Source organism: Litorimonas sp. RW-G-Af-16 (assembly GCF_048319245.1).
Lineage (GTDB): Bacteria > Pseudomonadota > Alphaproteobacteria > Caulobacterales > Maricaulaceae > Litorimonas.
In genome coordinates this window covers 870114-882156 of the sequence record NZ_CP166993.1, presented here as the reverse complement: position 1 = coordinate 882156, position 12043 = coordinate 870114, and the positions used below count along the sequence as shown (strand labels likewise).

Genomic DNA, 12043 nt, shown 5'->3' with positions numbered 1-12043 from the left:
AAAACTCCAAATTATACTTTGAAGCTATGACAGATTTAACGTCGGATTAGAAATGAAAAAGCGGATTATCTGCTTTGAATTTCTGCTGGTGCTCTCTACTTGCCAGCTGAGTGTTCGGCCGAATAGTCGGTCAGCGCCTGAATGATTTGCAGACGAATAGGGTCTTGCAACTCTTCGATCTCTAGGGTTTCAATAACATCAAACGCCGCGCTGACGCGTCCAGCTTTTGCAAGTGAAACCGCCACACGCCCCCGCGCTGTATCCCGCAACTCTTCACGGCTCAGTTCTTGCAATGCCGATTGCGCCGTCTCGCGCGCACCTTTGGATAGCGCGTAGTCGACGATATTCAGGTAAGCCTGATCACGCATATCGGGAATTTCCAACTTCGCCGTTTCCGTCATGAGGAGCTTGACCGTTTCGGCGGACAACTTGCTGTGGCCAGAAGGGTGCATCTCGGAAATAGCGCCATCGCCCGTCATATCGGACATGTTCACACGGCGCTCGCTCCCATCTTCTTTCACAACGAAAACACCTGTGGCTTTGCGAGTCATAGTTTCGCCCTCGGACACGCCTTTGGCCTCAATCGTCTGGATTTTCGTCACTGTTTTGGTTGTGACTTTATCGACTTCGACCTCGTCTTCTGCCGCGTTGACCTCTGCACTAACGGCAGTTTTAGCAGCTTCTAGCACGGCTTCCGCCTCCTCATCAGGATCCAGCGTTTCGCTTTTATCTTCGCCCGAATTGTTAAGGTATTCACGCAACCAGCGTTTCTTCGGCTTTGCGTCACGGGCTTCAACTTCTTCATCAGCAGGCGGCTCAGCACGCATATCTGCTGGCGTCTCTTCGATAGGGTCAATGTCGCGAGCCTTTTCAAGCGCCGGAACGGGGTCTGGCTCATCTTGTGCCTCTTGTTCCTTTTGCGCCTTACGCCCCATCATGCGATCAAGCGTAGAACGGGTCGTGCTGACCTCGTCTTTCGTCACTGCAGATTTGCTCGCGGGCGGTTTTGGCGCATCGTCTATTGCGCCGCTCATTGCGCTATCACGCCCGCGCGACGTGGCCGTAATGTTTGATTTTGTTGTATCGGATTTCACATCAGTCCGCGAGGACGTTACGGCCTCCGACGCCGTATTTGGCACGCTAGCAGTCAAGCCTTCGCCCATGCCGTAATAAACGATACCCCCCGCCATCACGGAGAGAATTGTGCCTGCAAGTAGTGATTTAACCAACATAATACGGGACTCCTAAAGCCTCATTTGGCACCAGAGTAACATATTTTTAACCATACCGCCAAACCCCCTCGCCTTAAAAGCGAGTCATGTGGCTGCTGGGACTATCCAAAATTTGAAACCTTTAATGCGAGTCAAATTGATCCAGTTACAGGCAAGTCGATGAAGATGTATGCCAATACATCGAAGATATTTAACACATCACTGGGTCAATTAGACCGAATTATAGCATCATGGTGATGGGCGATTGGACGTAACGCTTAAAATGCTGCAGCCATTCCGCGCCCAATGCGCCGTCGACCACGCGGTGATCGCAGGTCAGCGTCACAGTCATCACTGTCGCCACGACAATCTCGCCCTCTTTGACCACGGGACGCGGTTCGCCTGCGCCGACGGACAAAATCATGCCGTGCGGTTCATTCACGATAGAACCAAATTCTTTGATCCCCATCATGCCGAGGTTTGAGATGCTAAACGTGCCGCCTTGATATTCTTGCGGCTTGAGTTTTTTCTCGCGCGCGCGGCCTGCCAAATCCTTCATTTCGGTTGAAATTGTAGAGAGGCCTTTATTATTGGCTTCGCGCACGATGGGCGTGATCAAGCCGCCGTCAATCGCGACAGCCACGGCGACATCGGCGTTTTTGTGATAAGCAATCCCATCAGGCGTGAAACTCGCATTGGCGTTTGGCACGTGTTTGAGCGCCAGCGCAGACGCGCGGATCAGCATATCATTGACAGAAATCTTCACGCCTTCGGGCGCTTGGCTGTTCAACTCTTTGCGCATGGCGAGCAGCGCATCGATCTCGCAATCCACGACCAGCGGGAAGTCCGGCACATTGTTGTTAGACGCTAGCAAGCGCTTCGCAATCGTGCGGCGCATCCCGTCGAGCGGCACCAGATCGTAAGTCCCCGCGACAATACCCATCTTCTCAAGGTAGTCCGCGCCGCCACTGCGCAGAGGACCAACTTCTTTGGATTCGGCTGTCGGCGCTTCGGTCTGCGGCGGGGCTTTCGGCGCAGCTTTCGCGGGCGAATAGCTTTCAATGTCCGCTTTGACGATGCGTCCGTGGGGGCCAGAACCGCTGACGGATGATAAGTCGATGCCCGCTTCTTTCGCGAGGCGCTTGGCGAGGGGTGAAGCTTTGATGCGGTCGCCTTTATCGCTGGGTGCCGTGTTGAATGATGAGGGTTCGGACGCATAACGAGTTGCGGGGAGCCGCGTCCGCTTTCTCTGCGGGCTTAGGCGTTTCGGGCTCTTGGCTCTGCACAGACGCCGCGCTCGCAGCTTGTGGTTCAGCTTTGCCGCCGCCCGCTGAGTAACCGTCCATCGCGCTATCGTCTTCTTCATCCTCCAGCAAGACCGCGATGGGGGCGTTGACTTTCACGCCTTCTGTGCCGCCTTGAACAAGGATTTTCGCCACGCGACCCTCCTCGACCGCTTCGATTTCCATCGTCGCTTTATCCGTCTCGATCTCGGCCAACAAGTCGCCAGAGCTAACCGTATCGCCCTCTTTGACGAGCCATTTGGACAGCGTTCCCTCCTCCATCGTCGGAGAAAGCGCGGGCATTAGGATTTCAATGGGCATAAGCTGTCCCTACCAGTGTTAAACTCAATGATGGCATTCAGAGCCAATTTTGTCACGAACTCACCGTTTTCGGCGTCTCTGGACTTCATAGCCTTCCGTTTGCGCTTCAATGAAGCAAGATTGGCGGAAGACTTGAGGAATGCAGCAGCACATCTTATCGCGTTTTGTTCGATAAAGCTGTATTTTTTTAGCTTGCTGATATTGATAATTTTTGTTGCAGCGGCGTCCATCTCATTAATGGACGAATTGTTAACCATATTGTCAAAGCATTGCTGAAATTCAACCAGCGTAGTTACTTCTAAAAAAGGGTGGCCGAGAGGACTAAGGTTCTGAGACAGTATAGCACCAGTGAGCTGCCGCATCTCAACAGCTGTCTCCTCGGTTTTCGGTAAATGTTGAAGTAATTGGATAGTATTATTCACATACTCTCTCCGAGCCCAGATTTTCACCGGTAACACGCCTTCCGCGCCGCTTTCACAATATCGTCCGTGCCGGGCAAACTTAACGCTTCGAGGTTCGCCGCATAGGGCAGCGGAACGTCGGCTTGGAAAACGCGTTCTGGTGGGGCATCGAGGTAGTCAAACGCCTCTTTGACCACTCGGGCAGCGATTTCGGCGCCGATGCCGCTTTGGCCCCAACCTTCTTCAACGCAGACAACGCGGTTCGTTTTCTTGACCGATTTGATCACCGTATCACTGTCCAGCGGGCGGATGGTGCGGAGGTCGACAACTTCGGCATCGATCCCGTCTTCCTTTAAAATTTCAGCCGCTTCCAGCGCGCGGCCCACCATGCGGGAGAACGCAACGATGGTCACGTCAGAGCCTTCGCGGCGGACTTTCGCTTTGCCAATCGGGATAATGAAATCGTCCATATCTGGCACGTCAAAACTTTCGCCATACATGAGTTCGTGTTCCAAAAAGACGATCGGGTTCGGATCGCGGATCGCAGCTTTGAGCAAGCCTTTGGCGTCGGCGGAGTCATAAGGCGCGATGACTTTCAGCCCTGGGACGTTGGCATACCACGCCGCATAATCATGAGAATGTTGCGCGCCCACGCGGGAGGCGGCGCCGTTCGGGCCACGGAATACGATGGGGCAGCGCATTTGACCGCCTGACATATAGAGCGTCTTGGCGGCAGAATTGATAATGTGATCAATGGCTTGCATCGCAAAGTTAAACGTCATGAATTCAACAACAGGCTTCAATCCGCCCATCGCAGCACCGACACCGATACCCGCAAAACCGTATTCTGTAATCGGCGTATCGACGACGCGGCGTGCGCCAAATTCTTGCAGCAGTTCGCGCGTCACTTTGTAAGCGCCCTGATATTCCGCGACCTCCTCGCCCATCACAAAAACAGTTTCGTCGCGGCGCATTTCTTCAGCCATCGCATCACGCAGCGCATCGCGCACAGTTGTCTCGACCATCTTGATATTGGAGGGAACGTCGGGATCATTGGCGACATTTACTTTGGGCGCAGCGCCTTTCGTTTCGTCGCGATTGGCGTCCGCGTCAGAGGGGTGACCAGGGCCAGTGCCGCCGGGCTTCTCTTCGCCCTTATCGTTTTGTGTGCTGATCTCGACTTTGCTATCGTCTGCGGGAGTCGACAAATCAGACGCGCTATCGCCATCTTCCAACAGTTGCAGGATTACAGCACCGACTTTGACGCCGTCCGTGCCAGCGGCGACCACGATCTTACCAACTGTGCCTTCGTCAATACTCTCGACTTCCATCGTCGCCTTGTCCGTTTCGATCTCGGCCAGAATGTCGCCAGAGGTGACGGTGTCGCCCTCTTTGACGAGCCATTTCGAGAGCGTGCCCTCCTCCATCGTCGGAGACAAAGCGGGCATTTTAATATCAATAGCCATTAGACAAATAACTCCCAAGCAAACATAAATATGGCTATTATTGACGCAAACCATGCCAATGTGCGGACCCAAGGAACGCCTAACCAATAGGTGATCGCAAAGACGACTCGCGACCAGAAAAATAGCGCTGCCGCCAATGCGGTCAGCGGAGAAAACACATTAAGATGCGCACAAATCAGCACAAGCGGCGTGAACATAATCATGCCTTCAATTAGATTAGCATTTGTACGGCGACACCGTTCTGACAGAACATTATTATCCTCTATCCCGTCCCGTGGTCCTACGAGAAATTTCAAGGAATGACTGCGGATCGACGCTAGAGCTTGAACCAAGATTTGCCCGAAAAGCAAAAACGCCGTTGAGGCAAGATAAACGAGTTCGATTGGCATTATGCGCAGTCCTTTTTCGGAAATTTCGGCGTAATGGCCTGTCCCGCCGCGTTAAATGGCGTGCGGAAGTTGAAGGCTTCTGGCGTTGGGCCGTTCTTAAAGAGCTTGGTCATTTTAGACTTTGCTTCTGCAATGGTCGGTAAGTGAGTGTCTTTAACCCACCACAGTGCAAGGTTAGCAATATTTGGCACTTCAACAAACCAATCTTCCCGAGCAGCAATCAGCTTACTATGCGCGGTTTTATAAGCGAAATGGAACAGGCTATCGAGGCTCTCCCACTTGGACAACTGGATAATTATGTTCGGGTTTTCAGGGAATACTTCAATGCGAGTGGCGCCTGCCCCTTCTTCGCCTTCCAATGTCCAGACAAAACCAGTCGAGCGCTTCGCCAAGGCATTGATCGCATCGACACGATCCACAAAGCTGCGCATTTCGGGCGCATCAATGCTGTCGTGCTTAATCTGTGCGATATTGACTTGGACGAGATGCATAGTGGCTTAGGCCTCCAGCAGCACATCCGTCCATAGCTCGGACGGGTCGGGCTCTGGGCTTTCTAGGGCGAAGTCGGCGGCGTCTTTGACGATCTCTTTGATCTCTTTGTCGATGGCTTTGAGGTCGTCTTCATCCGCCCATTTTTCGTTGAGCAGACGCGCGCGCGCCATATCAATCGGGTCACGTTCAGAGCGAGTCTTGGTCACTTCGTCGCGAGAGCGGTATTTTGCTGGATCAGACATAGAGTGACCGCGATAGCGATAAGTCTTCATTTCGAGGATCATCGGCCCTTTGCCGTCGCGAGCATGTTTGATCGCCTTTTTCGCAGCGTCGCGCACGGCCAGGACATTCATACCGTCGACTTGGATACCTTCAATTTCAAAAGAAGACCCACGCTTGTAAAGCTCCGTCTCAGCAGATGACCGTTCAACGGACGTGCCCATGGCGTATTGGTTATTTTCAATCACGAACACAACGGGCAAGTCCCAGAGCTTCGCCATGTTGAATGTTTCGTAGACTTGGCCTTGATTAGACGCCCCATCACCAAAGAAAGCGAGACTAACCGCGCCGTTGCCAAGATATTTATTGGCAAAGCCCAGCCCCGCCCCGATTGGCACTTGCGCGCCGACAATGCCGTGGCCGCCATAAAATTTCTTTTCCGTGCTGAACATGTGCATGGAACCGCCCTTGCCGCGTGAATAGCCGCCTGAACGTCCTGTCAGTTCGGCCATCACGCCGCGGCTTTCCATACCACAAGCTAACATATGGCCGTGATCGCGGTAGCCCGTGATCATTTGATCTCCATCTTTCATCGCAGCGCGACAGCCCGTGACGACAGCCTCTTGACCGATATATAGGTGACAAAACCCAGCAATTTGGCCCATGCCGTAAAGCTGCCCCGCCTTTTCTTCAAATCTGCGGATCAAAAGCATTTCGCGGTAGTAACCGAGCAATTCGTCAGGCTTAGCCGGAAGTGCTTTGAGCGGTTTTGCCGCTTTAGAAGAAGTTTTTGATTTGGAGGCAGCCATAATAAACCTTTATTTCGGACACGAAATAACAACAATGTCTAGTGGGACTTTGTCGGAAGTTTAGGGTGACTGGTCAAGCCAAATCGTCATTTCTTTCGGGTCCGAAACGTGTAAGGTTTCGCGCGCCTTTTCATCTAGCAGATCAAGGTTGAGATGATTGGGCGAAAGGGCATCGACGTCTGATTGCAGGGCAGCGCGGTGGGCCTCTAATGCATCGAGTTTGACATTCAGTACACGCGATTGATCGCTATAGGTCATCCAGCGCATAATCCCTTGCGAGCCACTAAAGGCGTGAAATGCGAGATAGGCATAAAGCGCCAGCAGCGCGATAACCGGAAATTTCTGTCTTATCTGCGCGAGGCGTTTCATGCGAGGTGTCCCTTGGGTCGCGATAGACCGAAGCTACGATGTCATGGTTAGGGCGAAGTTAATGCGCGACTCCCTATGTGAGAGAAAGTACGCAGCAAGCTAGCATAACAAAATGATATACTGTCCTCGCGGCTTAACTGGCGAGATAGTGATAAAACAATATCTGGACAGCGCTTTGACCTACCCACCCTTGCCGCGAGAAGCATTTTGAAGGTTTGGAATTAGCCGTCTTTCATAATCGAGCGGCCAGCATAAAATGCCATCTCGCCCAACTGCTCTTCAATCCGCAGAAGTTGATTGTATTTTGCTAACCGGTCGGAGCGCGCGAGCGAGCCAGTTTTGATCTGCCCGCAATTCGTCGCGACAGCCAGATCAGCAATCGTGGTATCAGATGTTTCACCAGATCTATGGCTCATCACGGCGGTGTAGCCTGCACGGTGCGCCATTTGCACGGCGTCGAGCGTCTCAGATAACGTCCCAATCTGATTAACCTTCACAAGGATTGAGTTGGCAGCTTTTTTCTCGATACCCGTCTTTAACCGCTTGGGATTGGTCACAAAAAGATCGTCACCGACAAGCTGGCACTTACCCCCGATGCGCGCGTTCAACGCCACCCAACCGTCCCAGTCATCTTCGTCCATGCCGTCTTCGATAGAGATGATTGGGTAATTATCGACGAGGTCTTCGAGGTAATCGACGAATTGTGCTGACGTCAGGGATTTGCCTTCGCCTTTCAACTCATATTTGCCGTTTTTGTAAAATTCTGTTGAGGCGACATCCATGGCGAGGAACACGTCTTCGCCTGGCGTATAGCCAGCCGCTGTGATCGCGCTCATAATATAGTCTAGCGCGTGCTTGGACCCATCAAGGTTGGGGGCGAAACCACCCTCGTCGCCAACATTTGTGTTATGGCCGTCCGCCTTCAATTTGGCTTTCAGCGCGTGGAAGATTTCCGCGCCGCAACGTAGGGCCTCAGAGAAGCTCTCTGCGCCAACTGGCATCACCATGAATTCTTGGACGTCGATAGGATTGTCCGCATGCTCGCCGCCATTGATGATGTTCATCATCGGCACAGGGAGTGTGCGCGCATTGACACCGCCGACATAACGGTAAAGCGGCACTTGCTGGCTATCGGCCACAGCTTTGGCCAAGGCGAGTGACACGCCGAGCATCGCGTTAGCGCCCAAACGGCCTTTGTTTTCTGTGCCATCAAGCTCAATGAGGATTTGATCGATCCCGCGCTGATTCTCTGCGTCCAGACCATAAAGCGTATCGGCGATTTCGGTATTTACGTTATTGACGGCTTTTTGCACGCCTTTGCCGAGATAGCGCGATTTATCCCCATCGCGCAGCTCGACCGCTTCATGGGCACCTGTAGAGGCACCACTTGGCACAGCCGCACGACCAAAAGCCCCATCAGAGAGGCTGACATCAACTTCGAGTGTTGGATTTCCACGACTGTCCAGGATTTCCCGGGCGAAAATTTCTTCAATCTCTACCATGGGAGGCTCCTGAATGTCGGGGGATCAGATGTGGTCGACTAGTCTTTAGGTGTCAGAACCTGGCGACCGCGATAGGTGCCTGATTTCAGATCGATGTGATGCTGACGACGCAGCTCACCAGACTCTTTGTCTTCGATGTAATTGACAGCCGTTAGCTTGTCATGCGCACGGCGCATGCCGCGACGTGAATTAGAAATTTTACTCTTAGGAACAGCCATCGGGGCCTCCATTGTGCCAAATATAAAGCGGCCGCAATTATTTGGGCCGCTGATTTGACGCGCTACTACCCAAAAATTTCGCCTGTCGCAAGGGGTTTAATCGCTCACGGCCTGTCCAATTTCAGTCAAAGTCGCGAACTTTCCCGCGATTGGCCTTGATCGCGCCCCGCTCAGCCTTTTTCTTCAGCCGCCGCTTCGTCGATCCCCATGTCGGGCGAGTCGCACGTCGGGGGGCTTCCACCTTCAACGCCTCGCGTAAAAGCGTCTGCAAGCGGTCAAGCGCATCTTGGCGATTGCGCGTTTGTGTTCGGGAGTTTTGCGCTTTTATCGTGATAATTCCGTTGCTAGAAATACGTCGATCACTATGGGCGAGTATTCGCTCTCGATGACCTTCCAAAATCTCAATGTCTGCTAAATCCAGCTGCAAATGCACAGCCGAAGATGTTTTGTTGACGCTCTGCCCACCTGGACCGGACGCCCGAATGGCCGAAAACTGAATGGCGCTGATCGGGATCGACAATCGTCGATTGATATAGAGCGTCTCCGTTATAACGCAGCTTCGATGGCGGCCTTGATCGCCGCCAAAGCCGCGTCCGCACCTTCGGGTTTACTCCCACCTGCCTGCGCCATGCCAGGCTTACCGCCGCCACGTCCGCCAACTTCGCTTGCGCCCGCATTGACCAAATCAGCCGCCGACACGCGTGCAATCAGATCATCCGATACCGCGACACCCACGGCCACTTTACCATCATCTTTTGCGACAAAGGCAACAATACCCGACTTCAGCGCCGAGAGTTGATCATTCAACATGCCGCGCAAATCCTTGCCCGACACGCCGTCCACGACCCGCGCCATGACGGACACACCGCCAATGTCCTCGGCACTCGCAGCCCCGCCGCCGCCCAGTGCCAACTGTTTTTTGACCTCCGACAGCTCTTTTTCGAATCGTTTGCGGTCATCGATCAGCATTTGGATGCGCGTTGGCACGTCTTCGGGTTTTGATTTGAGGGTATCGGCCGCTGCGCGCGTATAGCCCGCCTGCTCCTCAAGATATTGCCGCGCCGCTTCGCCGCTAACGGCTTCGACCCGTCGAATACCCGCCGCGACTGCGCCTTCAGAGACGATCTTAAACAATGCGATATCGCCCGTGCGGTGAACATGCGTCCCGCCGCAAAGTTCCACAGAATAAGCTTTCTCTGGCTGATCCCCAAAAGGCTCACCCAGCGCCAAAACCCGCACTTCATCGCCGTATTTTTCGCCAAACAAGGCCATAGCACCCGCTTCCATCGCGGCTTCTGGGCTCATTAACTCAGTCGTTGCCTCCGCGTTTTGGAGGATGATCGCATTCACCTGATCTTCGACCTTGGCCAGTTCTTCGCGCGTGATCGCTGCGCCGTGGCTGATGTCAAAGCGGATACGCTCACCGTCAACCATTTGGCCTTTTTGTGTCACATGCTCCCCTAACACGCGCCGCAGTGCTTCGTGCATGAGATGCGTTGCCGAATGGTTCGCCATAGTGCGTTTGCGATTATCCGCATTGACGGAGAGATGCGCGGTGGCACTCTGGCTGATCGCGCCTGACAACTCGCCAATATGCACATGCACATCACCCGCTTTTTTCTGCACATCAGAGACCGTGATCACGGCGCCATTGTCAAAGCTGACCACGCCTTTATCGCCCGCTTGGCCGCCAGATTCGGCGTAAAACGGCGTCTTCTGCGTGACGAACATAACAGGACCAGCTTTAGGATCGGTCACCAATTCGCCGTCTTGAATGATCGCAACGAGCGGTGAAGAAAGCTGTAAATCCTCATATCCCGTGAATTCTGTTGCGCCGAATTCATCGCGAATATCAGTCCAGATCGCGTCTGTCCCAACGTCGCCCGATTTAAAACCGCTTGCGCGAGATTGCTCCTTCTGGCGGGCCATAGCGGCATCAAAGCCGTCTGTGTCCACATCAATACCCTTAGCGCGCAAGGCGTCCTGCGTCAGGTCGAGTGGGAAACCGTAGGTGTCATACAGGGTAAATGCCGTTTCGCCGTCGAGTTTGTCTCCTTTGGACAAGTTAGCTGTGGCATCTTCGAGGAGCGACGTACCGCGGCCCAGCGTGCGGCGGAAGCGTTCTTCTTCTTGCTCGAATACGGCTTCAATACTGGCCTGTGCGCGGCCCAATTCGCCGTAAGCTGCGCCCATTTCACTCACCAAAGTTGGGACAAGGCGGTGCATGAGCGCATCTTTCGCGCCGAGTAAATGGGCATGACGCATGGCGCGGCGCATGATGCGGCGCAAGACATAGCCGCGCCCTTCGTTAGACGGGCTAACGCCGTCTGCCATGAGGAATGAGCAACTCCGCAAATGGTCAGCAATCACGCGATGTGAAAATTTCGCCTCCCCGACAGCCTTCACGCCCGTCAATTCGACAGAGGCGTTGATTAGGGATTGGAACAAATCGATATCGTAATTGTCGTGCTTACCTTGCAAAATCGCGGCTGTCCGTTCAAGACCCATGCCTGTGTCGATCGAGGGCTTGGGGAGCGGGACTTGGCGGCCATCCGCATGCTTTTCAAACTGCATGAAAACGAGATTCCAAATCTCGATAAAGCGGTCACCGTCTTCATTCGGCGATCCGGGAGGGCCCCCAGGAATATCTGCGCCGTGATCAAAGAAGATTTCGGAACACGGCCCACATGGCCCCGTATCGCCCATGGCCCAGAAGTTATCAGAAGTTGGGATGCGAATAATTTTCTCATCGGGCAAGCCCGCAATCTTTTTCCACAAATCAAAGGCTTGATCATCCGTGTGGTAAACGGTGACGAGAAGCTTATCTTTCGGCAGGTCGAACTCTTTCGTCACCAATTCCCATGCATGAGAGATTGCCTCTTCCTTGAAGTAATCCCCGAACGAAAAATTACCAAGCATCTCGAAAAATGTATGATGGCGCGCCGTATAGCCAACATTGTCCAAATCATTGTGCTTTCCGCCAGCCCGCACGCATTTTTGCGATGTTACGGCACGCGGAATAGGCGGTGTCATCGCGCCTGTGAAATAATCTTTGAACTGCACCATGCCCGCATTGGTGAAAAGCAATGTCGGATCATTATCCGGCACAAGCGGGCTAGACGCCTCAACGCTATGGCCGTGACCTTCAAAAAAGCTCAAGAATTGCTGGCGAATATCGGCCAAGCTGGTCATAGACTGTCCTTTGGGATAATCCCGCTCATAAGCTGCAGATAATCACAGCCTCTATCAGCCTCCCATATAGAAAGAGCGCTCGGACGTGCCAAGCGCTCTTTTTGTTTATTTCAGCTTGTTTCTTACTACTTGCTTATTTCAGCTGAGTTGGCCTCACATGCATGCCATCAC

11 protein-coding genes and 1 pseudogene are annotated in these 12043 nt (G+C 53.3%); all 12 read right to left on the bottom strand.

All coding sequences use genetic code 11. The features are described from left to right. Positions 1 to 95: 95 nt before the first annotated feature. The 12 genes and pseudogenes from AB8615_RS04370 to alaS all read right to left on the bottom strand — a co-directional run bounded on the left by AB8615_RS04370 (position 96) and on the right by alaS (position 11872). On the bottom strand, positions 96 to 1232 hold the full coding sequence (locus AB8615_RS04370; protein ID WP_409433709.1) for a hypothetical protein: 1137 nt from the start codon (positions 1230 to 1232) through the stop codon (positions 96 to 98). A gap of 220 nt (positions 1233 to 1452) precedes the next feature. Continuing rightward, positions 1453 to 2815 (bottom strand): annotated as a pseudogene (locus tag AB8615_RS04365) (pyruvate dehydrogenase complex dihydrolipoamide acetyltransferase). Further along, positions 2797 to 3237 (bottom strand): hypothetical protein, encoded by a 441-nt coding sequence (locus AB8615_RS04360; protein ID WP_409433707.1) that lies wholly within the window; start codon positions 3235 to 3237, stop codon positions 2797 to 2799. Before AB8615_RS04360 ends, AB8615_RS04365 begins: the two are co-directional and overlap by 19 nt. 23 nt (positions 3238 to 3260) lie before the next feature. After that, positions 3261 to 4682 (bottom strand): pyruvate dehydrogenase complex E1 component subunit beta, encoded by a 1422-nt coding sequence (locus tag AB8615_RS04355; protein ID WP_418152793.1) that lies wholly within the window; start codon positions 4680 to 4682, stop codon positions 3261 to 3263. Next, the gene (locus AB8615_RS04350) at positions 4682 to 5071 is read right to left on the bottom strand and encodes an MAPEG family protein (protein WP_409433705.1); all 390 of its coding nucleotides are present in this window, start codon (positions 5069 to 5071) and stop codon (positions 4682 to 4684) included. The genes AB8615_RS04355 and AB8615_RS04350 overlap by 1 nt, the downstream gene beginning before the upstream one ends. After that, positions 5071 to 5562 (bottom strand): DUF3291 domain-containing protein, encoded by a 492-nt coding sequence (locus tag AB8615_RS04345; RefSeq protein WP_409433704.1) that lies wholly within the window; start codon positions 5560 to 5562, stop codon positions 5071 to 5073. The genes AB8615_RS04350 and AB8615_RS04345 overlap by 1 nt, the downstream gene beginning before the upstream one ends. Positions 5563 to 5568: 6 nt before the next feature. After that, entirely contained in the window at positions 5569 to 6591 is a 1023-nt protein-coding gene (pdhA, locus tag AB8615_RS04340; protein WP_409433703.1) for a pyruvate dehydrogenase (acetyl-transferring) E1 component subunit alpha, read from the bottom strand. 60 nt (positions 6592 to 6651) lie between these two features. After that, positions 6652 to 6960, bottom strand: a complete 309-nt coding sequence (locus AB8615_RS04335; protein WP_409433702.1) for a septum formation initiator family protein — start codon at positions 6958 to 6960, stop codon at positions 6652 to 6654. Positions 6961 to 7181: 221 nt separating this feature from the next. Further along, complete coding sequence (eno, locus tag AB8615_RS04330) at positions 7182 to 8462, bottom strand: phosphopyruvate hydratase (protein WP_409433701.1); 1281 nt, start codon at positions 8460 to 8462, stop codon at positions 7182 to 7184. 38 nt (positions 8463 to 8500) lie between these two features. Continuing rightward, positions 8501 to 8680, bottom strand: a complete 180-nt coding sequence (gene rpmF / locus AB8615_RS04325) for a 50S ribosomal protein L32 (protein ID WP_409433700.1) — start codon at positions 8678 to 8680, stop codon at positions 8501 to 8503. A gap of 121 nt (positions 8681 to 8801) precedes the next feature. Next, positions 8802 to 9230 carry an alternative ribosome rescue aminoacyl-tRNA hydrolase ArfB gene (gene arfB, locus AB8615_RS04320; RefSeq protein ID WP_409434128.1) on the bottom strand — a complete coding sequence of 143 codons (429 nt, stop codon included), beginning with the start codon at positions 9228 to 9230 and terminating at the stop codon, positions 8802 to 8804. Next, a complete protein-coding gene (alaS, locus tag AB8615_RS04315; protein WP_409433699.1) occupies positions 9227 to 11872 on the bottom strand; it encodes an alanine--tRNA ligase in 2646 nt (881 codons plus the stop codon). Before alaS ends, arfB begins: the two co-directional genes overlap by 4 nt. Between the last annotated feature and the right edge of the window lie 171 nt (positions 11873 to 12043).

What these genes read in the sequence shown, in the direction of transcription:
- AB8615_RS04370 (WP_409433709.1), bottom strand. Translation starts at nt 1,232, where the DNA reads ATGTTGGTTAAATCACTACTTGCAGGCACAATTCTCTCCGTGATGGCG.
- AB8615_RS04350 (WP_409433705.1), bottom strand. Translation starts at nt 5,071, where the DNA reads ATGCCAATCGAACTCGTTTATCTTGCCTCAACGGCGTTTTTGCTTTTC.
- eno (WP_409433701.1), bottom strand. Translation starts at nt 8,462, where the DNA reads ATGGTAGAGATTGAAGAAATTTTCGCCCGGGAAATCCTGGACAGTCGT.
- alaS (WP_409433699.1), bottom strand. Translation starts at nt 11,872, where the DNA reads ATGACCAGCTTGGCCGATATTCGCCAGCAATTCTTGAGCTTTTTTGAA.
- AB8615_RS04345 (WP_409433704.1), bottom strand. Translation starts at nt 5,562, where the DNA reads ATGCATCTCGTCCAAGTCAATATCGCACAGATTAAGCACGACAGCATT.
- pdhA (WP_409433703.1), bottom strand. Translation starts at nt 6,591, where the DNA reads ATGGCTGCCTCCAAATCAAAAACTTCTTCTAAAGCGGCAAAACCGCTC.
- AB8615_RS04335 (WP_409433702.1), bottom strand. Translation starts at nt 6,960, where the DNA reads ATGAAACGCCTCGCGCAGATAAGACAGAAATTTCCGGTTATCGCGCTG.
- rpmF (WP_409433700.1), bottom strand. Translation starts at nt 8,680, where the DNA reads ATGGCTGTTCCTAAGAGTAAAATTTCTAATTCACGTCGCGGCATGCGC.
- AB8615_RS04355 (WP_418152793.1), bottom strand. Translation starts at nt 4,682, where the DNA reads ATGGCTATTGATATTAAAATGCCCGCTTTGTCTCCGACGATGGAGGAG.